This is a genomic window from Pseudomonas poae, from assembly GCA_028869255.1.
GTDB lineage: Bacteria > Pseudomonadota > Gammaproteobacteria > Pseudomonadales > Pseudomonadaceae > Aquipseudomonas > Aquipseudomonas poae_C.
The window spans coordinates 1197311-1220295 of the sequence record CP110972.1; the positions used below are offsets into that span (position 1 = coordinate 1197311).

Here is a 22985-nt window from a genome sequence, read left to right on the forward strand (position 1 = left end):
GCTCACTTGCGCCTGGCGTCAGCATCATTAAGTCGACCGGGCTCGGGGTCGCCTTGCTCGACGGTACGCGAAGCATCGGCACCACCGGCATGCCGATCGAGTACCAGGCTGGCCGTACTGGTGGTCAGCATCTGCCGTACCTGCAGCTCGGTTTGCAACAGGCGAATTTCGCGCTCCAGGGTGTCGATGTTTTTCGTCAAGGCCGTCTGTGCCGGTTCGGCTGAGGCGATGTTGGGTTCGTGGCTGCCCGCCAGCAGAGTGCGCAGTAGCAGGAGCGCCTTGTCTAGCACGCTGGACAAGGCCGTCTCACTGGCCAGGCGCCGTGCCAATAGATCCTGGTCGGGATCGTCGCGCAGGGCTTCAACCACACCACGGGTCACCGGCAGCATCGGGCTGGAGGCTTTAGTCAGATTGTCAGGGGTAGGCGGCAGAGAGCCCGACAGCAACCCTTGCAGGGCCTTGAGGCGTTCGCTGTAGGCCTCCTGGATCAGTGGCGTCAATCCGCTGCCAGCGGTCGCACGCAGGGTTTCGCAGGTGTCGCAGGTCGCGACTTCACTCTCGCCCAACACGCGTACGGCCCATTCGGATGCCTCTTGGGGAGAGGCCCAGGTCTGGCAAATAGCCCCACCCAGGCAATCGCTATTACTGATCGATGCATTGTCATCCACCGTTCGGTTATGCAGCAGGTTATAGCCCGCGCGCACCACGTCGGAAGTCACCCGAATGGGCGTCTGCCCGTTACCTCCGGCCTTTGAGCCGCCGACCCAGGACACCCCATTGTTGCCGTTATGGGCCTCGGTGTTTTTCACCGCGGCCACCGCATCACCGCCGGTTTGCTCCAGATTGCCTTGCATTTCTTGGTTCTTGGCCAGCGCGCCCCAACCGGCTTGACCGACCTTATCCGCCATCTTTTCGGCCATGGCCTGGCAGGTTAGCTTGGAGCGGTCGAAGTCGATCCGACCTTGCATCACCCCGTTACTGAGCAACTCATAGAGGCCGGGGTTGGCGCGCTGAATGATCAACGCCGGTAGCGACATCACCGCTTGGGTCGCGTTTTGCACGATGTTGCCCATGATTTGCTGGAAACCTTCGGTGACGCCGTTCAGCTGGTTTTGCAGAGTGTTGGTGAGGCTCATGTTTCCGCACATCATGTTCGCTCGCCATGACCCGCCGACACCGAGACCACTGGGTCGGTAAAGCGAACTCGGTGAGCCCACTGCCGAGCCGCCGCCAATGGTGTACATCACTCGGTCGTCGAGTACTTCGCCTTGAGTACCCAGGCGGTAATCGCCTTCGGCGGCGTGGGCATGAGTGGCCATGGCGAGCAGTCCACAGAGCAATAGACTCATCGCGCCCAACCAAGGTCGTGCGAGAAGCCGACTCATGAAGCACCGCCTTCGAAGTCGATGCTGAATAGGAAGGTCTGTCCCTCACGTTTGCAGCAGCTATAGGGACGCCACAGCGACCAGGCGTAGCCGCCATCCGCGCTCTGTAGCGGATCGCTGGGGAAGATGGCGCACGTCGGCTGAACCTGGGGGTAGAGCAATTGCCATTTGTGGGTCGAAGCGTCGTTTTCAACGATCGGGCCAGGTGGCCAATAGCCGTCGCGTTTGGCGGGCGTGAGTGGTAAGTACACATGCGGCTGCCAGTTGCGGGTCATCACATCGCCGGCCCGTTGCGCCATGACTGCGGCCGCCTTGAAATCGTCGGGCTGTACCAGAAAGCCCTGCCGGGGATAAACGTTGCCCCACATGTTTCCCGAGACCTGACTACCGATTTCATGGATCCCCGGTATGAGCGACTCGGGGTAGAAACTTTCCGGGATGCCATTGCGCCAGGCCAGTGAGTCCAGGGTACTCAGGTAGTAAGGCATGAATGCAGTTGCACCGCTGGCGCAGGCATAGCCGGACTGCGAAGCCAATTGCGTTGCAGCCCAGCCACCGGGGTGGCCGATGCCATCGACGTTCTTGAAACGGGGCAGGTTGTCGCGGCGGGTGTTCGGCGTGATCAGGTTGCCGCCACCTTCCGCACCGCTGATGGGAGCGGAGAGGGTGGCCATCTCGGTCCAGGGGTTATTGCCGGTGGTGGCGTAGCTCGAGACCACCACCTCAGGAATGAAATGACGAACCTTGGTCGAGGTTTTTACGGTGCAGCCGAAGGGCGTGCAGAGGAGCCAGAAACAAATGCCGACGACCCTGTAGTCGAGACAGCTTGGAGAAAGCACGGAGGACGTGATGCTCCCGGTGTCCAGCGCCACGCTTGGGCCGCACGCCAGCAGGACGCTTAGCGCCAAGGGCCGTAGCGTTGTGGGCGGGATTGACGAGCAGGCAACAGGCATGATCCAGGCTCTCGGTGGATGGCCTGGGCAGGTTCGGCTAGGGACTGAAGACTGTCAGTGGAAATTATGAAGGCGGATCTATCGGGTTTGTGAAACGTGAGACTATTATTTGACGTGAAGGGCGCTGCGCAGGATATCGTGTTCCACAAGTAACTGATCTGCGGTAATTTCGAAAATATTGGCGAGCTTGCATAGGACCAACAGCGACGGATTGCCCGTGCATCGCTCGATTTGACTGACGTAGGTGCGATCCACCTCGGCCATGAGTGCGAGCTGCTCTTGGGTAAGTTTTTTCACGCGTCGCATCAAGCGGATGTTTGCCGCCAGCTGCAGACGAAGCTGTTCGTAGTCTTGAGTCATGCGCGCAAATTGCGCCTTGAGGGACTCTCAATCCACGGGATATAGTCTACATTGGCATTGATCTAGGCCATTTGATGCTCATGCCTGTTATCGAGCGTTCATTTGGTGTCGTTAAGCTTCTCGAAGCTGGGCCCAGCGTCTAACAATAAATCAGAAATCTAGGGTGTGTATGGACGAAAACTACATTTCAATTCCTGCGGCGGATGGTTGCCCAAGTCTTCTGACACCTTGGGGCAACGAATTTGCCCCGATCATCGAACGTGGCGTGCAATGCGCTCAGGCTTGGCTTGATACGCCCGGCGAGATTCCACTGTGGTGGGAGCTGGCGCAAACACGCAAGACCCTTCCTGTCGGTGACTGCCAAGATGCTTTTGAAGCCGGTTTTCTGTTGAGGATTCAGCAACGGCTTCGGAGCGCGTCACAGTAACCCTGTTGGCCATAGGCGATTGCATCGTCTTGATCGCTGGTTTGCACTCAATCTGGCCACAACGGCGCAGACCAACCGATTGCAGTTAAAGAGCGGTAGTCGCTTCTACGTTTTTGTCCAACGGCTGAAACACTTGGTAGGAGATAGCGCTTCCCTGATTTGGGTGCGGCACCAAGGGCGGCACTTGCTTCAAATGTCGCCGGTCATGCATTGAGCGTGAAAATCTCTTGAAAGGTATGGTTCCAGACGCCATTCCTTTAGAATGAGGGCTGACAGAAGTAGCTTTCGTCCTGTTACAAACAGGTTTACGTAGCTAAGATTCTGATTAAGTGCAGATTCTGCACGCTCTGAGAACGTGGAGCGCGATATGAAAGCCAAACGAGTGTTGAGTGACGATCTGGTGAGCCGACTGGAGGATAAGATCCCGGTCATGGCTGAAGGCGCCATCAATACCGCCTATATCAACGCCCTGGCTGCCGGCCGCAGTGTGATGGAAGTCATGAACGGCATGCTTGTTGAAACGACTGCTGACGGTAAGCACAAAGTCATTCGGGTGGCCAAGCCCAAGCACAAAGTGACGCAGGGTGGCGTAATCAAGGTGCGCCGCTGCTCATGACTGTCCCTCGGTTGAGGGTCTTTGCTGGACCCAACGGCTCCGGCAAGAGCACGATGAAAAGTGCCATCCCTTCCCTCCTGATCGGTATCTACATTAACCCGGATGAAATCGAGAAGGCTGCCAAAGAGAACGGTCGTCTGGAGTTCAGTGATTTCAACTGGTGGCTGAGTGTGATGAGGTCCTCGGTTTCATTAGGGCGCATCGGCTGGTCAGGTCCGCCGGCCTCGATGAGGAGGCGGCCAAAATAGGCTTTAGCAGCAACGGCCTGAATTTCCAGACGGTCGCGATGAACTCTTATTTTGCCTCCGTGCTCTCTGACTTCATTCGGAACAAGCTCCTCGAAGTCCAGCTGTCTTTCACCTTCGAAACGGTGATGTCTAGCGACGACAAAATCGCTTTTATGCTCAAAGCAAGAGAGTCGGGATACCGAACCTACCTCTACTTTGTGGCAACTGAAGACCCTGACATCAATATCAACAGGGTCAGGAACCGTGTCGCGGCAGGTGGGCACCCAGTTCCCACAGAAAAAATTGTCCAGCGCTATGGCCGTTGCCTGAGCCTGCTACCTGCGGCTATTGCAGCTTCGAACCGGGCCTACATCTTCGATAACTCCGGTGCCGATCTGGTGCTGCTGGCCGAAGTTACGGATGGGACTGACCTTGAATTCAAGGTTGATGAGGTCCCTGACTGGTTCATGGATGCCTACGTTGAAAAGGTGTCCAACGGCTAGCTGCCGGATTGACCAACGCCCGGAGCGCCGCACCTCCCTTATACTGGCTATATTCCTCGCGCTCTATCAATCCGTTCAGCTACCCGGTAAACCGCTTCCAACTCTGAGCAGCCATTCTCCTGCATCAGTGTCCAGCGCTCGGCTTTTTCCTCGGGCTCCGTCATGGCCAGGGCGAGATAGAGGCTGGGCGGTACGACTCGAAACAGTGTTTCGAGCTTTTTCGATAGCACCACTCCTTCGGTGTATTTGCCAGGCTCTTTGCTGGCGGAGAACAACAAGGCTTTCTGCGCCGGTGAAAGCTTCTTGAAACGAGCGATTTCTTCAATTTCCGCCGGCGGCATATTCAAACAAATCCACCATTCGATCATGTTGAGCATGGTCTGCGCAGCAGTGGGGAAGTCGGCAAGGTTTTGCGTCGCCAGCCAGAACCAAGCGCCGAGCTTGCGCCACATCTTCGTCCCCTTGACCACGAAGGGCGCCAGCAGCGGGTTTTTGGTGATGATATGGCCCTCGTCGGTGACCATGATGATCGGCCGACCTAAATACTGATCGCGCTCGGCGAGGTTGTTCACGGTGTTCATCAAGCTGATGTAGCTGATGGACATCTGTGCCTCGTAGCCTTCGCGCGCGTAAGTGGCCAGGTCGACAATGGTCACATCGCTCTCGGGCCAAGGCGTACCTTCGCGATCGAACAGTTCACCCTCGAAACCCTGGCAAAATAGGTCGATGGACTCGCCCATTTCCTGGGCACGCTCGCGACGCTTCTCTGGTAAATGCTGATCGGCGGCGACGCCCAGCAAGGCGTCGCGTACGTCGCGGGTCAGTACCTGTCGGCCCGCGGCGACGCAGGTCTGCGCCGCATCGAGAATGCACTCTCGGATCAAGCTGCGATCGGCTCGACTCAGGCGCGCCTCTTCCTTGGCCTCGCCGCCGGTGATCATCAGGCGGGCGGTGATTTCCAGTTCGCCGAGAACATCGCGCTGGTCTTCGTGACTGGTTACCACCTCATCGTCCAGCTCATCGATCGACAGACTCGCCACATGATCCGGCTGCTCGACCAGGCGCCAAGCATCGGCGAACGGGGCGAGACTGACCGAGGCGCCTGGTTTCAATCGGACCTTGTTGACCGACAGGCCCTCTGTCGCGAAGTAGTCTCCCTGCAAGCCGAATGAGTTGCCGGCCTCGACGATAAACAGGCGAGGGCGGTACACGGCCATGACCTGCATCAGCAGGGTGACCAGGGTCGCCGACTTGCCGGCACCGGTGGGACCGAACAACAGCAGATGACCGTTCATGGCCCGATCCAGGCGTGACAAAGGGTCGAAGCTCAATTGCGAGCCGCCGCGGTTGAACAAGGTGATGCCCGGGTGGCCGGTGCCGGTGCTGCGGCCCCAGACCGGAACCAGGTTCGCCAGGTGTTGGGCGAACATCAGGCGGGTGTACCAGTTACGAGTGTCGCGGGCCGGGTTGAAAGCCATCGGCAACCAACGCAGGTAGCTGTTGCAGGCGGCGACCTCATCGCCTTCACGTACCGGTTGCAGCCCCGCGCCCAACAGCGCGTTAGCAAGGCTGACCGAGCGCTGGTGCAATTGCTGTTCATCGTCACCGCGCACGTAAAACGCCAGCGTGCCGCGGTACAGCTTGTGCTGACGGCCAATGATCGCGCGGGCCTCTTCGACATCCTGACGGGTCTGGGTCGAGGCCAGGTTTTCACCGATGGCTTTTCGCGCCAATCGGTTTAACTGGTCCTCGAGCACATCCTGCGGTTTGACCACCAGGGTCAGACTCATCACCGTGCCTTCAGGTAACTGGTCAAACAGGGCGTTGACTGCATCGCCCTTACGGGTTTCTCCGGTGAGTTGACCAATCGACGGTGCCCGGCGCAGCTTGTCCACCACCATGACCTGATGGGGTTGATCGTCGAAAAACCAGAGTCCGTGCTGCACATCCGAACGCGGTTCGTTGAAGAACAGCCGCTCGGCAAAGTCGTGGTCGAAGGGCAGTGCCAGCGATTCACCGTCGCCCGACTCCGGATAGGCCACGCGGCGGTAGAACTCCTCGGGCGCTTCATCGGTGAGCTTCGGCGCTGGATTGAACCAGGGCAACAACCAGGCATGCAAACCGCGGCCATCGACTCGCGTCGATTGCACCCCGCACACCTGCAACGAAGCACCGATTCGTTCGCAAGCCTGTTGCAGGGATTGCACGGGGGTGAGCCCCGTTTCCTCACCGTCAGACTCGAGCCAGCGATAGACCACCAGGCGTACCCGTCGGTTATTGCCACGCCAGGGCAGGCGCGTCACCACCTTATCCTCAAACAGACCACCCGGCTTGGCGATGGCCTTCAGATGACGGCGGCTGAGCTCCAAATATGCCTGGGTGAAGACCGTGCCTCGCGCGCTGTCACGGATATAGTCGGTGAGTCGGGTCAGATAGGAGGTGAAATCGTTGTCGTCCTGGCAGAAAAACTGCGCTACCCAAGGCGCTTGATCCAGCTCGGCAAAGCTATCCTGCAGGGCATCCTCAAGGGCATCGCGGGCGGCCATCAGCCAATCGGGTTCGCGCCCTTCGGTGCCGATAGGCAGCAACTCGAACACCGCACCCACCGAGCGATTGTCATCCAGCAGAAAACACTGCTCGGTGTCGAGGTATTCGACCCACGGCAGATGATCGGTGAAGCTGGGATTGTGCGCATAGAGTGCGGCTTCATCGGCCAAGGTGGCGCGAGGGCGCAATGGATTGCGCCAGGCTTTCCACGCGGGAGTGCGCTTGCCCGAATCGCCGGTATGCACTACAAGTCTTCCTGACGTTCACCCGGCAATGCGTACTGCACCCGTTGGTAGAGCGAAAAGACGGTCGAGTAACCGGGGACTGGTGCCTGCTCGGTACCGCTCAAATGCGGATACACGTACAGCACCAGATCGGGATTGGGCAGGCGAGGGAACAGGTTGCGGATCTCGTTCGCCGCTGTACGCGTGTACGGTTCCTGGAGAGCAACGGAGAAGTCTGCTCGAACCAACGGGCGGCGCAACTGCTGCCGAGCATCCAGCAGTTGCTGCTGAGTGCCTTGCGAACCGGCGCCGTTCCAGATGTCCAGCATGGTTTGCTCGCCATGCGGCAAAAGCGTGTCCTTGTCGGTGGAACACCCCGCCAGGAACAAGCAGAACACGCTAATCCAGGTCAGACAGGGAGCTACGGTCTTTTTCATGGCGAACGCTCCGGCCCTTGGGCTCGTAGTCGATGGTGATCTCATGGTCGAGGTGCAGTGCGACGTGTGCTGCCGGTGGCACGTACACGGCAGCAAAGGCCTCGCCATACAGCTTGTTGACCCACTCGCGGATGTCGCTGACCCCACCACTGAGAATTGAGTTCAGCGCGCTGTTGCCCGTGCTACTGGTGACCCCGAGCGTACTGCCGCCCGAACTGATCACGCTGCTGTTGTTACGCTCATCCCCGAGGAGAGCGGCGACACCGGCGCCGGCCGCCGTGATCAGGCTCTGGCTGCCGAGGTATTGCTGAGCGTTCGAGCGGCGCTCGCCGGTGATGCAAGGAATGCCATACGGATCGGACAGGTAGCCGAGTCCGCCACGGATCTTGTCGGAGTTCGAACTCTGGGTGGTGGAGGCGTTGCGGCTGGCTACCGCTTTCGGCTGAGGCACCGTGCGGATGGTGCCATCGGTAAACACAAAGGTAATTGACTCGACCTGTCCGCGTACGCAAGACAGGGTCCAGTCACCGGACGCCGTGCCGCTCATCACGGCACCGGCAACGTCCGGCAGGTCGATGCCGTTGGCGGTCAGGTTCTCGGGACCGACCAGTACCTTGAAGGGATAGGGATCATTCACTGTACCGTCCACCGGGACTCGGCCAATCAGCGCGGTCATGGCGACTGATCCCATCAGCGTGGCGTTTTCGGGAATGGTGTAGATCGGCTTCGCACCCTCGGTACGATCAACGGATCGGGCCAGTTCACGCTCTCTCTTGGTGACCGCGCGCAACTGTTTCTGGCTGCGGTCAATAGCGTTGTCTTTCAGGCCCTCCAGCGAGTTGAAGGCGGTAGGCAGACTCAGTGCGGAGGAGGTCGTGGTTTTGCCACGGGTGTCAGTGGGGGAGTATCCGAAGGTTCAATCCACTGCAGCGCATCATTGGCAGAATGCTGCGCTTCGAACTGAGCACCGTCGCCCGGCTCAAGCCCCAATCCGATCGGCATGTCCTTGCCTTTGCCGGTCAGCCCCGACAATTGTTCCTGCAATTGCGTCAGCAGACCGCTAGCCTGGCGACTGTCTTGTTCTGCTTTGAGTCGGGCCTCGTTGGCTTGTCGACGGCCTTCGTCGACCTGCTGGGTCACACTGCCAAGCGCCGTCTGGATTCGCGAATCGACACTGTTTTCCCGCTCGCGTAGGCGGTTGTTTTCCGTCTGTAGTGAATCGTTGTGTTTCTTCAAACCGAGCATGTCGCTGCGCATCGCCTTCACCTGGCCGACCAGGGTGGCAACCGTATCGCGCGGGGTATCGCCTGCAATGCCGAGCGACTTGGCTTGCTCGGCGGATAACTGAAGGTTGCCCTGACCAACTGGGTGCTCTGGAGAGGGCGTGCTGCCACCCGCGACCCAGCTTTTCAGGATAATCAACACCACGGCCAGCAACGCAGCCGGTACCAGCCATTTGAGCAAGGCGTTAGCTTTCATCGTCAGCACCTCGCGCAATGGGCGGGAGCAGCACGGCGTGCTCGAGGCCGGCACCGCGGGTGACGAGGTAGGCAATCGTGGTGTCTTCAGCACTGCCGACAGGCCCGAGGAAAGCATGCTGGAAGGTAGCGGCGAACAGCTTGGCCTGAAGCCGACGCGGGTCGAGTTGCACTATCTCTGAACCACTATTGCGCAACTTCACTGCCGTTACCCAGTAGTCACCGAGTCGCCAGGCGGCGATGGGTGTGCTGGACACGTTTTCGGTCGGCAGCAGGCTCGGCAGTTCGGTGCGCAACTTGGGCGGGACGCGGCGTACACCGGGCAGGGACTCCACGGTGCGCAGCGGCGCGTACAGGCTTTGCGCGGCGTAGCGCGTCAGAGCGACCGGGATTGGTGTGCGTTCTGGAACAGGGACGGTGTTAGATTCAGCCTCGCTAGCCTGTCCCTGAGCATTCTTGAGAATACGCACGGGCTCCAGCGGTTGATCACCAGGAGTGGCCGCGATATCCAGCAGGATGATCTCACCCGTTGCGACCGACTGCACTTGCAGTCGTGTCGGTGCAATGGCTTCCGATGCTCGCAGGTACAGCGTGCCGCCGGTTGATTGTACGCGCAGCTTGCCCGTCAGGGTTGAGGGCACGCCGACTCGAACATCCTCATCGACAAAGATCACCCGCTCCTGATTGATCGCCAGAGGGACCGCGAGGGGAAGGCGGTCCCAGTGCATCAGTTCGACGGCTTGCGCTGCAGCTCCCCATAGCATCAGTGCGACGGTGATTCCCAGGGGAGAGATCCGCTTCATGGCTCACCTCCAGGCAGGGAGATTTTTTGCGGAGTGCCCTGATAACAATCCAGTGCCAGCCCCCACTTGTTGCGCTCGGGATCAAGATCAAAACGCACTACACGTAATGGATAACGCACCACCACCCGTTTCACCGGTTCCGCAGCGTAATACTCATCGGCATTGAGGTCGAGCTTGACCAGCCAGCTGTCGCGGTCGAGTTGCTTGACCCTGAGTTCCGGATCCTCGCTGTAGCCTCGGCCCAGAATTTCGTAGACGCCACGCACCCGCTGGCGCAGTTCGCCAGCGGCCTTGCGGTACTCATAATCACCGTCCAGGAAGGCCTTGCAGGCGGGTGTCAGGTAGGACTGCAAGCCGTAGATGGCGCGGCGGTAATCCTGCTCGCCATCCGAGGGCCAGCGGTTGAGTTGGCCAAAGATGTACAGGGCAAAGGCATAGACATTTTCTGAAGGGATATCCCACCACTTGCGAGTGCTGCCCGAGCGCAGATCCGGGGGGACATGCACGGTCAGATCGGTCGGCGCCGAGCGCCAGCCATACCAGAGTCCGGCGCAGATTAGGGCGAGGATCATTACCGCCAGACGCAGGCTGAAGATATGGGCCTGTTGGGCATCCACCTTGTTCCGAAAGCGACTCATCGCTGCCACCGGGACAGGGCAGGGCGCAGTCGACGCGAACGGCGAACCGTCCAGGCACCGGAGTGAAGGATTAAACTGCCGCGTCCCAGGCGCCAGCGACTGGCCAGTACCCATTCGAATTTGCGGTACAACCAGGTCTCCGGACGGGCCCGTTTGGCCCGACGCAAAAGCGTACCCCCGGCAAATAACACCACTGCCATGCCTGCGATCATGCCAGTCGGCGCCACGGCAATGGAAGCGGTGGCGATCGCCAGAGGAACGCCCAACAGCAGGCCAATGACTGCGCCGGCGCCAAGTGCAACCCACATCTCATCATTGGTTAAACCGCGCAATACGGCGGGATCACGATTGAGTCGCTCCGGCAGAAAGACCAAGGTGCCGTCGGCAAGGCGTTCGATAGTGTCGTTCATGTCGCCCTCACAAAATCGCGGCGGCCTTGGTCAGGAACCAGATGATGATTACCACCAGCAGGGCTCCGATGCCGACTACGGCGCCGAGGTCTTTCCAAGTCTTGCGCTGGTTTTGCACGTCGGCATAGACGGTCAGGGAATGCCAAGCCACACCGAGAAAAGCGAGCAGGGCGATCAACAGGCCGAGCAGGATGCCGCCGTCGTAGGCGTAGTTTTTGATCGTTTCGATCAACCCGGTGCCTTCGCCGCGGGAAGGCGCTTCCATGGTCGGTAGCTCGGCAAAGGCGAAGCCTGGGCCGAGCACCAACAACAAGCCAATTAGACGTTGACTGGCACGATCACGCAGGTTGTTTTTCAGAGGGGTAAAGTACTTGAACATGACGGCGATCTCCTGGGTTAGGACAGGGTGAAGAACATCAGGACGAGTAGGGCTAGCAAGACGCGCGCGGCACTGCCGCCGAAGGCGCCGAAGCGCACACTGCCGGCCGCCCAGCCCCGGTAAGCCGTCCACATCACCCAGGTACACCACAGCAAGGTCAGTACGAGAACCAGGGAGAGCCACAACGTCGAACTGTTCTGCGTCGAGAAGCCGGAGGCGTTTTGGAAGGCAGCGCTCTGGGCGTCAGTCATGCTCATCGCGACAGCTCCTGCGGCGGAGTGTCGATGCGGTAGTCACCGACGAGTTCAGCGGGATCTCGGGGCTGTGCACGAGAGGGGAATAGATACCCCTGTACACCTTGGCGGATGCGCTGGATGTCCTCAGTCAGGCGGGGATAGTCGAAGCGATAGCGGTCGTTTGGTTCAGCCGTGCTGGCTGCCTTAGCTCGTGTCGCAAGGCGTTCGATAATGTCGAGCTGCTTCTGGACCAGGCCGAGCTGTTCCTGCTCATGAGCCGATGCGGCATAGCTACTGCCATGGACGATAGTTAGCGAAAGTAGCAACAAGCAGCGAAAGGCGGAAGTCGACATGATGCTGGCCCATAGTGATATGGAGTCAGAATCAAGTTAGAGGGTGGGGGATGCAGTAAGAAAAGCGAGACGTGAGGAATCGCTTTTCTTCAGGAAGTTCACTGCGGGATTTTAAAAAAGTCGTTATCTGGCATTGAGTGTTTGGGCAATCCCAATTCGCGCCCAGTTGAATTGAACCATATAAAAACGGGTGCACGATAATGCCCAGGTGTTCCTCAAATGAGAGTTTGTCGGAGCGATGAGCATAAATACGGAGCCGAAACCCTACGTTTACGTCGGACTTCACTGCCTTACAGAATGTTCCGCGGGTAAGGCCAATGCCCAAGACTGAGAGCATGAAGGTCACAATCTCATGTTCCTACCCGGAGGGCCTTAAGGCCGACCTTGACCTATGCCGCACAGCACGCACAAACATACGGCGAGACTGTTGACGCGGCCGGGCGGATTCCACCCATGCTGGGTGCGTTCATAGCGGGCGATGGGGGGGGAAGGGTATGCCCAGCGTCTCGAGTCTCTAGGCGATAACCTGTTTTGATCAATCGCGTGATCAGTCTGTCCAAACACCCTCGATTAGATCGCTTTTCTGGATTATCCATCCAATTACTAATGGTTTATCGCCTGGTTGATGCAGCCTAAGCTCGGATCTTCGCCCATTCGTGAAGGAGATTCCCCCATGGCAGACCATTCTATCAAAGGTAAAGTTGTTCTCATCGCGGGCGGAGCCAAGAACCTTGGCGGGTTGATCGCCCGCGATCTGGCCGCGCAGGGCGCCAAGGCCGTCGCGATCCACTACAACAGCGCCGCATCCAAGGCCGATGCCGACGTGACGGTCTCTGCGGTCCAGGCAAGCGGCGCGCAGGCAGTGGCCCTGCAGGGTGATCTGACGACGGCCGGAGCCGTCGAGAAGCTGTTTGCTGATGCCATCGCTGCAGTCGGCAAGCCTGACATCGCCATCAACACCGTGGGGAAGGTGCTCAAGAAGTCCATGGCCGAAATCAGCGAGGCCGAGTACGACGAGATGACGGCGGTCAATTCTAAGACTGCGTTCTTCTTCCTCAAGGAAGCCGGCAAAAACTTGAACGATAACGGCAAGATCTGCACGGTGGTCACATCGCTGCTGGGTGCTTTCACGCCGTTCTACGCCGCCTACGCCGGCACGAAGGCGCCGGTGGAGCACTACACCCGCGCGGCCTCCAAGGAATTCGGTGCGCGCGGCATCTCGGTGACGGCGGTTGGCCCGGGCCCGATGGATACGCCTTTCTTCTATCCAGCCGAGGGTGCCGATGCAGTGGCTTACCACAAAACGGCTGCAGCGCTTTCATCGTTCAGTGCAACAGGCTTGACCGACATCAAGGATGTGGTGCCCTTCATTCGTCACCTGGTGAGCGACGGGTGGTGGATCACCGGTCAAACGATCCTCATCAATGGTGGATACGCCACCAAATAGGCCCCAAGGGCCGCAGATGTTGCCCCCTTGAGCGGATCGGCGCCCTTCTTGGCGTCAGCGACGGGGCAGGTAAATGATTACCTCGCAGGAGTTTTCAAATGGTTGCCATCACTCATCAAGAAGTCATCAAGATCTTTCCTTCGGCCACCAGCACCGGCGCGCGCCGCTTCATCGGTAAGACCGCGATTGTCGTAGGGGCCTCGGCTAACGTGGGTAAAGCACTGGCTCTGCTACTGGCGCAGGAAGGTGCCGACGTGGTGGTCCATTACAACTCGGCCTCCAAGCAGGCGCAGGCGGAAGAGGTTGCTGCGGCTGTACGTGGACCCGGACAAGAAGCGCTGATTTTTCAGGCTGACCTCACCAAGCCTGCGCAGGCCACAGCGCTGTTCGATGCCGCCATTGCCACATTTGGCAAGGTCGACATCCTCATCAACACGGCAGGCAAGATCATCCGCAAGCCACTGGCGGAGTTCGAGGAAGCGGAGTTTGACGAGTTGTTCAACGTCAATGCCAAGGCCGCCTTCTTCCTTCTCAAGGAAGCTTCGAAAAATATCGCCGACGAGGGCCGCGTCCTGAGCTTTGTTACCACCATGGTCGCTGCCTTTGCGCCCACCTATGCGGGCTATGCCGGTAGCAAAGCACCGCTGGAACACTTCAGCAAGTCGCTTGCCAAGGAACTGGGCGGGCGTGGTGTCACGGTCAATTGCATCGCGCCCGGACCGCTTGATACGTCGTTCTTCTACCCAGCCGAATCCAACGAGAACATCGGTTGGCTCAAATCGATGTCGATCGACGGCGGTCTGGGCAACATCACCGACATCACGGGCCTTGCGCTGTTCCTGGTGTCGCCGGAAGCGCGCTGGATGACGGGTACCACCAGCTACATCAACGGCGGTATCGTTTCGCCGATCAACTGATGAATTGGAACGCAGGCATCCAGGAGGGATTCCCGCTCGGGTTGTCCGCAACACTTTTGAAGTTAGAGGAGAAACGAGCATGCCTGCATCAGACCTGAAAGTTGAAATTCGCGTCGGACTGAAACGCAAGCCGCGTCGCATACTGTTGATCGTCTCGAACACAGCCCAGCTTAAGGGCTTTGCGGTGGGGTTCTTCGGTGAAGAAATGACGTGCGCCTTCCTCATGTTCACGCAAGCCGGGCATGAGGTGGAGCTTGCGTCTCCCAAGGGTGGCGAGGTCATGATCGATACGCACAGCGATCCGCGCACCCCGGGGGGCGTGTATGCTGACGACCTGATTACACTCGGGTTTGTGCACCACGCCACGTTTGGTCCGATGCTCAAGCGGACGCTGCCGATTAGTGCGGTGAAGGTGGACGAATACGACGCGATCTGGGTCGCAGGCGGCGGGCCACTGCTGACGTTCAAGGACGATCTGGCGCTGCACCAACTAGTTGCCGATTTCTACGAGAAGGGAAAGATCGTTACCTTGATCTGCCACGGATCTTCTCTACTGCTCTGGACGCGTCTGTCGGATGGCAAGCTGCTGGCCGAGGGGAAGACGTGGACCGGCTTCACCGACGCGGAAGAAGACGAGGTCAACACGGCCTTCGGCATGAAGTTGAATAACTACACCATTCAAAGCGAAGCGGCCGGAATCGAGGGCACCACCTATCTCTGCCGGGAAGTAAATGAGCCGTTTGCTATCCGCGACGGCCGACTTATCACCGGGCAGCAGCAGTACAGCAGCAGGCTCACCGCCGGACTGGCGCTCGATGCACTTGACGAATAGGTCTTCCGATATGGCCAACAAGTTTCAAGGCATCCTGGATGCCCAGAAGGAACGCTTCCTGACCGACGCCACCAAGTCTCACGACTGGCGCATCGATCAATTGGACCGCCTGGAGCGGATGCTGCGCGAGCGCCAGGAGGAATTCTGCGCTGCGCTGTATCAGGACTTCGGCAAGCCGTCCTTCGAGCAACTCTTCGAGATCACGGTGCCGTTGGGCAACATCAAATACTACCGCGAAAACCTTAAGGAACTGATGGCGCCACAGCGGGTGGCCATTCCCAAAGGGCTGGAGGCCTCCGGCAATAGTGGCCTGATTCTGAAGGAACCCTACGGTCCGACGCTAGTGATCGGTCCGTTCAATGCGCCAATCCTGCTGTTGCTGGACCCGGCCATCGCCGCACTGGCGGCGGGCAACCCGGTGGTGTTGAAGCCTGCCAATACTACGCCAGCCACCGCCGCGTTGTTCCAGAAGTTCGTGCCCCAGTACTTCGAGCCCGAGAACGTGGCTATCGTCACTGGCGGGCGCGAAGAAATCAGCGCGCTGCTGGAGCTTCCCTTCGACTTCATCTTCTTCACCGGCAGTTCGGCCGTCGGCAAGGTCGTGATGCGCGCGGCGGCCGAGAACCTTACGCCGGTGATTCTGGAGCTGGGTGGCCAGAACCCCACCATCGTCGACGAAACCGCCAACCTTGACATTGCCGCCGATCGCATCGCCTGGGGCCACAACGCGATCTCCGGCCAATGGTGCATCGCGCCGGGCTACGTGTACGTGCACGAAAGCGTCGCCGACGCCTTCATCGACAAGCTCAAGGCAGCCATCGTCAAGATGTACGGTGCCGACCCGCAGCAGAGCCCCGATTTCGCCCGCATGATCAGCGAACATGACGCGCAGCGTGTCGTGTCGTACATCCTGCCCGACAAGGTTGTGCATGGTGGTCGTTTCGACGTGTCGGCGCGCTACGTCGAGCCGACCGTGCTATACCCTCGACCTGGGACGACCCGGCACTGCAGCAGGAAATCTTTGGCCCGGTCCTGCCGGTTATTCCGTACACCGACCTGAAAGCGATCGTGGGCATTATGAAGCGCAAGCCCAAGTCACTGGCCGCCTATATCTTCAGCAAGAACCAGGCGAACATCGACTACGTGCTGGGCAGCCTATCCTTCGGTGGAGGCTGCGTGAACCAGACCAATTTGCATTGCTGGATCGACAGCCTGCCCTTCGGTGGCGTCGGCTACAGTGGCATGGGCAAGTACTACGGCAAGGCCGGCTTTGATGCGCTGAGCAATACGAAGGCCATGCTGATTGGTAATCCTGACCTCGAATTGGACGTCTTTCCGCCTTATGCCGGCAAGGACGTCGTCAGGAACCTCAGCATCTTTAACTGAGCGCCAGCAACTCAAGCTCGCCAACTCTCCATGGGTCGACGCTAAAGAAGCAGTCAATGAAAAATATGGGAGATTCTGCATGCACGTACTGATGGTCATGTTCGGAGGCGTAGTCCTCTTGGGCGTTTTCGTCCTGTTCGGTTGGCTCTGGGGGCCAATACGGCAGGCATGGCGCTCGCGGCCAAAGCCTTCGTGCCCGTCTGGTTGCTGGTTGCGGCTGTCAACATGTGGGTGGGCGTCAGCCTCGCGGGTTACAGTGCACGCGAGGAGTTTCCGATCCTGTTACTGGTCTTCGCTGTGCCAGCCATCGCGGCCGGCATCGAGGTCTGGCGCCTCTCGCAGCCGTGAAGCAGGAGACCACCACCATGTCGAGCAAGTCGGTGCCAGACCATCCTTTGCTGCGCCATCGCGACGGCCATCACGCACGTGTGACCTACGAGGAGCTGTTCTTCGACCTGGTCTACGTCTTCGCGGTGACCCAGCTCAGCCATGAGCTGCTGCACAACCTCACGGGATTCGGCGTGATCGAAACGCTGATCCTGTGGTTCGCGGTCTGGCTGGGTTGGCAATACACCTGCTGGGTCACCAACTGGTTCGACCCCGAAACACCCCCCATCCGAGGCATGATGTTCGCGACCATGTTGCTCGGGCTGGTCATGGCGGCCAGCATTCCGATGGCATTCTCCGACCGGGGGCTCATGTTCGCGGGCGCCTACGTAGCGATGCAGGTCGGGCGAACCGCTTTCATTGCGCTGCAACTGCCCAGTGGACATCCGCTGTCGGCAAACTACCGCCGCATGCTCGGCTGGGTATCTATCTCGGGGGTGTTCTGGATCGCCGGGGCACTAGCACAGCACGAAACGCGTGCCCTGCTATGGCTGGTCGCTGTTCTTTGTGAGTACGTCTCCCCGATGTTCGGCTTTGATTTGCCCGGGATGGGGCGTTCCCGCACACAGGAGTGGACGATCGAAGGCGGCCACTTGGCCGAGCGCTGCCAGCTTTTCGTGATCGTGGCACTGGGTGAAACGGTGCTCGCCAGCGGCGCCACCCTTGCCGATGCCGCAAAATGGGATGTGCCGGTGGTGCTGGCGCTGCTGGCCACCTTCGTCGGCACGCTGGCCATGTGGTGGCTTTACTTCGGGACGTCGAGCAAGGACGCGACGGAGGCCATCACGCGCTCGGATGATCCCGGACGCATCGGGGCGTACTTCCACTACATCCATGCCATCTTGATCGCTGGCGTTATCGCCTCCGCGGTTGGCAACGACTTGGTGCTGGCCCATCCGCATGCGCACCCCGGCGCGGCCCAGATCGTCATCTTGCTCGCTGGACCGGCGATTTATCTGCTGGGCAGCGCCATATACAAGCGGATCGTCTATGGTGTAGTGCCGGCGTCGCATTTGGCCGGCGTGCTGATGCTGCTGGCGCTGGTGCCCGTGGCATTTTTCGCCGACATGCTGGTCATGGGATGGTTGACCACCGCGGTCGTGCTGATGGTGAGCTTCTGGGAAGGGCACCTGCTCCGAGACCTCCGCAGGAAGGACGGGCAGTGAGCGTCGCGTCGGGATGCAATCGGACCCGGATGTCCGTTGCGGGGGCGCCAGCCACGCCGGAGGGCCCTGCTGAATTGTTGCGATTCTGGCGAGCGTCCAAGACGGATTGGTTCAGCCACGATCCGGCCTTCGACCAGCATTTTCGTGAGCGCTTCCTCTGCCTGCATCTGCCGGCGGCACAGCGCATGCGCGACGATTGGGCGGATACGCCAGAGGGAGCGCTGGCTTTGCTCATCCTGCTCGACCAATTCCCGCGCAATGCCTTCCGCGGTATAGCTCGTATGTATACAACGGACCCCTTGGCCCGACACTATGCCCGAAAGGCAGAATCTGTTGGGTATATGGGGGAGGTCGACGCAGACTTGAAACTGTTCTTTTGCCTGCCCTTTGCCCATTCGGAAGATATCGGTGACCAGGATCTATCGGTCGAGCTGAACGCTCGGCTCGGGCAACCCTGGCTCTTCCATGCAGAGGGACATCGGGACATCATTCGCCGGTTCGGCCGTTTCCCGCATCGTAACGTGATACTGGGACGCCGGACCACGGACCAGGAAGACGCCTTCCTTGGCAGCGGCGGATTCGCCGGATGAGACGCGGTCCCTTCGAGCTGGCTCTCAGTTCAACAGGCTATGTGGAAAGGAATTAATGGATAAACTCGATCAGTATCGCGTCTTCGTTCAGGTTGCCGAGATGGGCAGTTTCATCAAGGCTGCCCATGCGCTGGAACTGCCGCGTGCATCGGTGTCCGCTGCCGTCCAACAACTCGAATCGACCCTGGGCACGCGCTTGCTGCATCGAACGACGCGACAGGTGCGCCTGACTGCCGATGGCCTGCAGTTGCTGGAGCGGGTACGCCTTTTCCTCTCAGATGCGGAAGACATCAATCAGCTGTTTTATGCCAGCCAACGTAAGATTTCAGGGCGGCTCAATGTTGACGTGCCCAGCCGTATCGCCCGCCGACTGATTGCCCCTGCACTGCCGGGTTTCCTGCGTCGCTATCCCCGCCCTCAATTGGCATTGGGCTCGACCGACCGCGCGATCGATCTAGTGCAAGAAGGCGTTGACTGCGCCGTCCGGATTGGTGCATTGCATAACAGCAGTCTGGTCGCTCACCTCCTCGGCCATATCGCACTGATCAACTGCGCCAGTCCGGCATACCTGCGTGAGTATGGCGTTCCGGTCAAGCCGGATGACCTGACCCAGGGACACTGGTCGGTGGGATACGCCTCGCCCTCCACTGGACGGGAACTGCCTTGGGACTGCTTTGTAGCGGGCAACGACCGGCAGGTCGCCGTACCTAGTCGGGTGATCGTCAACAACGCCGAAAGCTACATAGCCTGCTGCGTGTCGGGGATGGGATTGATCCAGATTCCTAGATTTGACGTCCAGCATCTGCTCGACAGAGGCGAACTTGTGGAGGTCATGACCGACTTTCGCGCCGCGCCTATGCAGGTGTCGCTTGTCTACCCGAACCGCAGGCAGCGTTCGCGGCGACTGGCAGTCTTTCAGGAATGGTTTGAAGCGTTGATGCGACCGCACCTGGATACCTAAGCCTGACCCGAGCCCATGGCGGGGAAGAAAGCGTTGATTGGCTGTCAGGTCGGATGAGTTCATAACCTTCGTTAGCCCCTACAACGTGGCCTAGCTTTCTTTTCCAACGCTCTTATGTGGCTTCCAGCCGACAGTCGTCGCTTTGCTAAGCGTTCCGAGGGTCGAAGCCTGCAGTAGAATGTCGATAGGTAGTGCCCTACATATTGGTTTGGAAAGCTTGCCCCGGTTTGTGGTAAGGGACTGGGCGAATGGCTAGAGCGCCGATTGCGAGCAATTCAGTTTTAGCCATGGCCGCAGTTCCACGATGTGTCGAGAGCCACCTAGCGGGGGGCTGGGAGATTGGCGCTCGAAAAGTTCGGGAAGCTCTCGTTGCTGTTGGCGCAACAGCGTTCTGAGCTCAACTGAGTGCTTGATATTGCGCGGTTTGACAGAATGGGGCTACCGGGTCTCTGCTGAGCTCATTCTCTCCAACCCCCCATGCGTACCCGCATGCTGGTGTTGTGACAGAGGGATGGCCTGGGAAATATTTCCCTCCATACCCAGTTTCTGCGGCTTGGGGGACACGACTTTCATGATGCGTTCCGCAACCCATCTCTTTTTGGCGTCTTGGCGGCTTTTTTGCGACACTTTCGCGGATTTTAGCGTGATGTCATAATGATGTCTTTTAGTGATATTCGCTAAGAGGCGGGCCATGGAAATAGGGGGTCGAAAGGTTCTCATGAGCGCAGTGCTGTTCGTTCCTGAGGGGGACTCGCTGACGTTTACTTGCCCTATTGATGACTCGGACAATTTAAATGTTAGGATGGAGTTTTCCGAGGGGGCCATTGAACAAGGTCCGCGAGAACTTACAACTCCAGGCCCCAGGTTTTTAGTAGAGTACGAAGGGTATGGCGAGAACTGTGATATTGATTGTGTAATTTTGAAGTTTATTAACTTTGATAACCGCTTTGGGCAAAGTCTAGTCGGCCATATCTCCGTCGCGATATCGGAAAACAATCAACAAATACTTTTTTTTGCTTCAGTACAGATGCTGGGAAAGGTGAGTCGGATAGAATTTCAGTTCATGCTTGGAGACTCTGTAATGTGACTGGTTGCTCTATCATGGGATGCAATGCATGGATCCAATCCGCATTGAAGATTAGCGCAATTTGAGGAGTGCATGTTCCCCTTTGCTTGTCGGCAGTGGCCTCGGGCACAGTGCAATCTCACTACCCCTTCCTGGTGCAGGATGCTTAGGGATTTGGTTGGCATTTCGCTGATTGAACTAAAAAATACTCCACCGGTTGAGCATTTTCCATGACTCTGAAACGCAGTTGGACACGAGTATCTTCAGGGCCCAAGTTCCAAGTAGCGTTACCCGTTCGGGAAGAGTCCTCAGCAATATTTTTTTTGCCCCGCCCCGGCGTCCCCTAGCTAGCTGCGGGGTGTTGGCTACCAAGTGATGCCGCGGGTCCACTGTATGCGCAAGGCGCCTCGACACCAGCACCATGGTCAATGATGAAACCGGAGATGTGGGCCGCTGGATCAACAGTTTTATCGACAACCTGGACACCGTCGTCGGTCAGGTGATTCATGCTTCACAAAGCATGCGCAAAACCAACGAACTGATGCTTGGTAACAGTCAGGAAGCCGGTTTGACGTCGGACGAGGTGACCGAAGCGGTGAACCGCATGATGACCATTGTCGAAGGCCAGCTCGAGGAAATCCGTCAGGCCTCGTTGACCGCTGAACAGATGAAGCGGGCCATGGACGATGTGGTCCTGCGTGCCCGCAAGCAGTTCGAGGCGGCACGAGTCGGCACTCAGTCGATTCGTGACGTCGTCGAGCGCTCCGCCTCCAGTGTGCAGTCGCTGGATTCGAAGATGGCGCAGATCAGTAACATCATCAGCCTGATCACCAACATCACTAACCAGACCAACCTGCTGTCGCTCAATGCCGCCATCGAAGCGGCACGGGCCGGCGAGCACGGTCGCGGCTTTGCCGTGGTGGCCGATGAAGTCCGCTCACTGGCGGTGCGCACGGCCAGTGCCGCCGAAGACATCCGACAAATGGTCGAGGGCCTGCAGAGCGAAACCCAGCAAGCCGTAGCCTTTATGGAAAGCGGCGTGCAGTACGTCGACAACCACCTGCGTTCCAGCGTCGATGCCGGCTCCGACAACGCTGAATTGCATCATGAAGTGCAAAACATGATCGGCATCATCGAGCAGCGCGGCCTCAATTACGCCAAAACTATCCGCCGCGTCGACGCCGCCTCAGGTGAAATGCGCGAAAACGTCGTGGCCCTGCAAAGCAGCGCTGAGACCGTACGCATGAACGCCAATAAGCTGCAAAAACTGGTGGGCCAGTTCGAAGTCACCGGAGGTAAGCAGGCTGCAGCACGGGTTAGAGATTAAGCTTGGCCACTTTCGTACACAATGTCTCCACCGTGACAGAGTTAGGAGGATAACCAGATGTGCGGCAGAGGAATGCGCAGTAACAAATCCAGCAGCCACGCGATTCGGTCGTCTCCAGAATCATCCAGATGACTGCGGTTCGATCAAACTAACAGACTGCTGCACGGCGAGCAGTGATTCATCAAGGCGGGCAGTAGCACTTAGCATGGCTTGCGTGTGCATGGTTATGTAATCAAAACCGGAAAGCGAACCTGCCTTGTAGGCATTTCCGTTGGATAATAATGATTTTACATTAACTTGCTTCAAGGGTTTTTGGGAGCTAAGCGATGAGGCAACTGAAAATTACCGGCTTTTTTGCAAGGGGGGGGCTCGTAAATCAGTATTTTGATGAGGCGATGCAACTAACTATTTATTATGATTTAAGCCATTGGGTGGTAGTGGGTATGTCCAGTTTACAAGAGTTTGTTGCGATCATTGCCAGAGAAGTGTTTGCCGTTCGCCAGGAGCTTGAGCGTGTTAACCAACTGGCTTGTCATGTCAAGGATCGCTTAGAGGTAATTCTGGCTAGCACTGGATCTTTGTCTATGACACCCGAGGTCTTGCGAGTCCTCCCGGAAGGTCTTCAGTTGGATGCGGAAAATAAAAAGTTGATCAGGCAGTTAAATGCTTTATTGCCAGGGTTACAAAATTGGGTTGATCAGACCATTGGGCAAGCTGGGGCCAAGATTGATGAGATAAGAACTTCAGTTGTCGACGCGCGTTTGAACTATCCAGAGGTGGTCTCTTCAGAAGAGTTAAGAAGTGCGATGGAGGTGCTAGTCAGTGAACTGGATCTTTTTTTTAACAGGGCAGTTTCTGCATCGGAGAAGCAATCAAGAATTTTAGCGGCACTCAAGATGCTGGATGTATAAACTTACTTTAGATGGCTAT

24 protein-coding genes and 4 pseudogenes are annotated in these 22985 nt (G+C 58.3%); 16 read left to right on the forward strand and 12 right to left on the reverse strand.

Features of this window, described 5'->3' with window-relative positions; genetic code table 11:
• Nucleotides 1-2 precede the first annotated feature (2 nt).
• From LRS56_05665 to LRS56_05675, 3 genes are all read right to left on the reverse strand, one after another.
• Complete coding sequence (locus LRS56_05665; protein ID WDU64004.1) at nucleotides 3-1385, reverse strand: integrating conjugative element protein; 1383 nt, start codon at nucleotides 1383-1385, stop codon at nucleotides 3-5.
• The gene (locus LRS56_05670) at nucleotides 1382-2338 is read right to left on the reverse strand and encodes a TIGR03756 family integrating conjugative element protein (protein ID WDU64005.1); all 957 of its coding nucleotides are present in this window, start codon (nucleotides 2336-2338) and stop codon (nucleotides 1382-1384) included. Before LRS56_05670 ends, LRS56_05665 begins: the two co-directional genes overlap by 4 nt.
• A gap of 105 nt (nucleotides 2339-2443) precedes the next feature.
• The gene (locus LRS56_05675) at nucleotides 2444-2698 is read right to left on the reverse strand and encodes a helix-turn-helix transcriptional regulator (protein WDU64006.1); all 255 of its coding nucleotides are present in this window, start codon (nucleotides 2696-2698) and stop codon (nucleotides 2444-2446) included.
• 169 nt (nucleotides 2699-2867) lie between these two features.
• On the opposite strand from LRS56_05675, the gene LRS56_05680 reads away from it, so the two are divergent.
• The 3 genes and pseudogenes from LRS56_05680 to LRS56_05690 all read left to right on the forward strand — a co-directional run bounded on the left by LRS56_05680 (nucleotide 2868) and on the right by LRS56_05690 (nucleotide 4471).
• The gene (locus tag LRS56_05680) at nucleotides 2868-3125 is read left to right on the forward strand and encodes a LasR-specific antiactivator QslA (protein ID WDU64007.1); all 258 of its coding nucleotides are present in this window, start codon (nucleotides 2868-2870) and stop codon (nucleotides 3123-3125) included.
• Nucleotides 3126-3492: 367 nt separating this feature from the next.
• A complete protein-coding gene (locus LRS56_05685; GenBank protein WDU64008.1) occupies nucleotides 3493-3741 on the forward strand; it encodes a hypothetical protein in 249 nt (82 codons plus the stop codon).
• Nucleotides 3738-4471: pseudogene (locus LRS56_05690) on the forward strand (zeta toxin family protein). Before LRS56_05685 ends, LRS56_05690 begins: the two are co-directional and overlap by 4 nt.
• Before the next feature lie 47 nt (nucleotides 4472-4518).
• Here LRS56_05690 and LRS56_05695 read toward each other — a convergent pair.
• From LRS56_05695 to LRS56_05735, 9 genes and pseudogenes are all read right to left on the reverse strand, one after another.
• Nucleotides 4519-7263: a conjugative transfer ATPase gene (locus LRS56_05695; protein ID WDU64009.1), complete on the reverse strand. Its 2745-nt coding sequence runs from the start codon at nucleotides 7261-7263 to the stop codon at nucleotides 4519-4521.
• The gene (locus LRS56_05700; GenBank protein WDU64010.1) at nucleotides 7263-7679 is read right to left on the reverse strand and encodes a TIGR03751 family conjugal transfer lipoprotein; all 417 of its coding nucleotides are present in this window, start codon (nucleotides 7677-7679) and stop codon (nucleotides 7263-7265) included. The genes LRS56_05695 and LRS56_05700 overlap by 1 nt, the downstream gene beginning before the upstream one ends.
• Nucleotides 7642-9158 (reverse strand): annotated as a pseudogene (locus LRS56_05705) (TIGR03752 family integrating conjugative element protein). The gene LRS56_05700 and the pseudogene LRS56_05705 overlap by 38 nt, the downstream one beginning before the upstream one ends.
• A complete protein-coding gene (locus tag LRS56_05710) occupies nucleotides 9148-9960 on the reverse strand; it encodes a TIGR03749 family integrating conjugative element protein (GenBank protein WDU64011.1) in 813 nt (270 codons plus the stop codon). Before LRS56_05710 ends, LRS56_05705 begins: the two are co-directional and overlap by 11 nt.
• On the reverse strand, nucleotides 9957-10598 hold the full coding sequence (locus tag LRS56_05715; protein ID WDU64012.1) for a TIGR03746 family integrating conjugative element protein: 642 nt from the start codon (nucleotides 10596-10598) through the stop codon (nucleotides 9957-9959). Before LRS56_05715 ends, LRS56_05710 begins: the two co-directional genes overlap by 4 nt.
• Entirely contained in the window at nucleotides 10595-11008 is a 414-nt protein-coding gene (locus tag LRS56_05720) for a TIGR03750 family conjugal transfer protein (GenBank protein WDU64013.1), read from the reverse strand. The genes LRS56_05715 and LRS56_05720 overlap by 4 nt, the downstream gene beginning before the upstream one ends.
• 7 nt (nucleotides 11009-11015) lie before the next feature.
• The gene (locus LRS56_05725) at nucleotides 11016-11387 is read right to left on the reverse strand and encodes a TIGR03745 family integrating conjugative element membrane protein (GenBank protein ID WDU64014.1); all 372 of its coding nucleotides are present in this window, start codon (nucleotides 11385-11387) and stop codon (nucleotides 11016-11018) included.
• A gap of 17 nt (nucleotides 11388-11404) precedes the next feature.
• On the reverse strand, nucleotides 11405-11644 hold the full coding sequence (locus tag LRS56_05730; GenBank protein WDU64015.1) for a TIGR03758 family integrating conjugative element protein: 240 nt from the start codon (nucleotides 11642-11644) through the stop codon (nucleotides 11405-11407).
• Nucleotides 11641-11976: an RAQPRD family integrative conjugative element protein gene (locus LRS56_05735; protein ID WDU64016.1), complete on the reverse strand. Its 336-nt coding sequence runs from the start codon at nucleotides 11974-11976 to the stop codon at nucleotides 11641-11643. Before LRS56_05735 ends, LRS56_05730 begins: the two co-directional genes overlap by 4 nt.
• Nucleotides 11977-12293: 317 nt before the next feature.
• Here LRS56_05735 and LRS56_05740 point away from each other — a divergent pair.
• From LRS56_05740 to LRS56_05800, 13 genes and pseudogenes are all read left to right on the forward strand, one after another.
• Nucleotides 12294-12501, forward strand: a pseudogene (locus tag LRS56_05740) (DUF2274 domain-containing protein).
• 148 nt (nucleotides 12502-12649) lie between these two features.
• The gene (locus LRS56_05745; protein WDU64017.1) at nucleotides 12650-13423 is read left to right on the forward strand and encodes an SDR family oxidoreductase; all 774 of its coding nucleotides are present in this window, start codon (nucleotides 12650-12652) and stop codon (nucleotides 13421-13423) included.
• 98 nt (nucleotides 13424-13521) lie between these two features.
• Nucleotides 13522-14340 (forward strand): SDR family oxidoreductase, encoded by an 819-nt coding sequence (locus LRS56_05750; protein WDU64018.1) that lies wholly within the window; start codon nucleotides 13522-13524, stop codon nucleotides 14338-14340.
• A 79-nt stretch (nucleotides 14341-14419) separates the two neighbouring features.
• Entirely contained in the window at nucleotides 14420-15172 is a 753-nt protein-coding gene (locus LRS56_05755) for a type 1 glutamine amidotransferase domain-containing protein (protein WDU64019.1), read from the forward strand.
• A gap of 10 nt (nucleotides 15173-15182) precedes the next feature.
• The gene (locus tag LRS56_05760) at nucleotides 15183-16232 is read left to right on the forward strand and encodes an aldehyde dehydrogenase family protein (protein WDU64020.1); all 1050 of its coding nucleotides are present in this window, start codon (nucleotides 15183-15185) and stop codon (nucleotides 16230-16232) included.
• Nucleotides 16214-16558 carry an aldehyde dehydrogenase family protein gene (locus tag LRS56_05765; GenBank protein ID WDU65696.1) on the forward strand — a complete coding sequence of 115 codons (345 nt, stop codon included), beginning with the start codon at nucleotides 16214-16216 and terminating at the stop codon, nucleotides 16556-16558. The genes LRS56_05760 and LRS56_05765 overlap by 19 nt, the downstream gene beginning before the upstream one ends.
• Before the next feature lie 168 nt (nucleotides 16559-16726).
• Nucleotides 16727-16906, forward strand: coding sequence for a hypothetical protein (locus LRS56_05770; protein ID WDU64021.1), 180 nt, complete (start codon nucleotides 16727-16729; stop codon nucleotides 16904-16906).
• 17 nt (nucleotides 16907-16923) lie between these two features.
• Nucleotides 16924-18111, forward strand: a complete 1188-nt coding sequence (locus LRS56_05775) for a low temperature requirement protein A (GenBank protein ID WDU64022.1) — start codon at nucleotides 16924-16926, stop codon at nucleotides 18109-18111.
• A 29-nt stretch (nucleotides 18112-18140) separates the two neighbouring features.
• Nucleotides 18141-18701 (forward strand): DUF924 family protein, encoded by a 561-nt coding sequence (locus LRS56_05780; protein ID WDU65697.1) that lies wholly within the window; start codon nucleotides 18141-18143, stop codon nucleotides 18699-18701.
• A 55-nt stretch (nucleotides 18702-18756) separates the two neighbouring features.
• Entirely contained in the window at nucleotides 18757-19662 is a 906-nt protein-coding gene (locus tag LRS56_05785; protein ID WDU64023.1) for a LysR family transcriptional regulator, read from the forward strand.
• A 718-nt stretch (nucleotides 19663-20380) separates the two neighbouring features.
• Nucleotides 20381-20749 (forward strand): hypothetical protein, encoded by a 369-nt coding sequence (locus tag LRS56_05790; protein ID WDU64024.1) that lies wholly within the window; start codon nucleotides 20381-20383, stop codon nucleotides 20747-20749.
• Nucleotides 20750-21128: 379 nt separating this feature from the next.
• Nucleotides 21129-22055, forward strand: a pseudogene (locus LRS56_05795) (methyl-accepting chemotaxis protein).
• A gap of 326 nt (nucleotides 22056-22381) precedes the next feature.
• Complete coding sequence (locus LRS56_05800) at nucleotides 22382-22966, forward strand: hypothetical protein (GenBank protein WDU64025.1); 585 nt, start codon at nucleotides 22382-22384, stop codon at nucleotides 22964-22966.
• Nucleotides 22967-22985: the final 19 nt, after the last annotated feature.

Coding starts and splice junctions, on each gene's coding strand:
- LRS56_05665 (WDU64004.1), bottom strand. CDS start 1,385: ATGAGTCGGCTTCTCGCACGACCTTGGTTGGGCGCGATGAGTCTATTG.
- LRS56_05670 (WDU64005.1), bottom strand. CDS start 2,338: ATGCCTGTTGCCTGCTCGTCAATCCCGCCCACAACGCTACGGCCCTTG.
- LRS56_05675 (WDU64006.1), bottom strand. CDS start 2,698: ATGACTCAAGACTACGAACAGCTTCGTCTGCAGCTGGCGGCAAACATC.
- LRS56_05680 (WDU64007.1), top strand. CDS start 2,868: ATGGACGAAAACTACATTTCAATTCCTGCGGCGGATGGTTGCCCAAGT.
- LRS56_05685 (WDU64008.1), top strand. CDS start 3,493: ATGAAAGCCAAACGAGTGTTGAGTGACGATCTGGTGAGCCGACTGGAG.
- LRS56_05700 (WDU64010.1), bottom strand. CDS start 7,679: ATGAAAAAGACCGTAGCTCCCTGTCTGACCTGGATTAGCGTGTTCTGC.
- LRS56_05710 (WDU64011.1), bottom strand. CDS start 9,960: ATGAAGCGGATCTCTCCCCTGGGAATCACCGTCGCACTGATGCTATGG.
- LRS56_05715 (WDU64012.1), bottom strand. CDS start 10,598: ATGAGTCGCTTTCGGAACAAGGTGGATGCCCAACAGGCCCATATCTTC.
- LRS56_05720 (WDU64013.1), bottom strand. CDS start 11,008: ATGAACGACACTATCGAACGCCTTGCCGACGGCACCTTGGTCTTTCTG.
- LRS56_05725 (WDU64014.1), bottom strand. CDS start 11,387: ATGTTCAAGTACTTTACCCCTCTGAAAAACAACCTGCGTGATCGTGCC.
- LRS56_05730 (WDU64015.1), bottom strand. CDS start 11,644: ATGAGCATGACTGACGCCCAGAGCGCTGCCTTCCAAAACGCCTCCGGC.
- LRS56_05735 (WDU64016.1), bottom strand. CDS start 11,976: ATGTCGACTTCCGCCTTTCGCTGCTTGTTGCTACTTTCGCTAACTATC.
- LRS56_05745 (WDU64017.1), top strand. CDS start 12,650: ATGGCAGACCATTCTATCAAAGGTAAAGTTGTTCTCATCGCGGGCGGA.
- LRS56_05750 (WDU64018.1), top strand. CDS start 13,522: ATGGTTGCCATCACTCATCAAGAAGTCATCAAGATCTTTCCTTCGGCC.
- LRS56_05755 (WDU64019.1), top strand. CDS start 14,420: ATGCCTGCATCAGACCTGAAAGTTGAAATTCGCGTCGGACTGAAACGC.
- LRS56_05760 (WDU64020.1), top strand. CDS start 15,183: ATGGCCAACAAGTTTCAAGGCATCCTGGATGCCCAGAAGGAACGCTTC.
- LRS56_05770 (WDU64021.1), top strand. CDS start 16,727: ATGGCGCTCGCGGCCAAAGCCTTCGTGCCCGTCTGGTTGCTGGTTGCG.
- LRS56_05775 (WDU64022.1), top strand. CDS start 16,924: ATGTCGAGCAAGTCGGTGCCAGACCATCCTTTGCTGCGCCATCGCGAC.
- LRS56_05780 (WDU65697.1), top strand. CDS start 18,141: ATGTCCGTTGCGGGGGCGCCAGCCACGCCGGAGGGCCCTGCTGAATTG.
- LRS56_05785 (WDU64023.1), top strand. CDS start 18,757: ATGGATAAACTCGATCAGTATCGCGTCTTCGTTCAGGTTGCCGAGATG.
- LRS56_05790 (WDU64024.1), top strand. CDS start 20,381: ATGAGCGCAGTGCTGTTCGTTCCTGAGGGGGACTCGCTGACGTTTACT.
- LRS56_05800 (WDU64025.1), top strand. CDS start 22,382: ATGAGGCAACTGAAAATTACCGGCTTTTTTGCAAGGGGGGGGCTCGTA.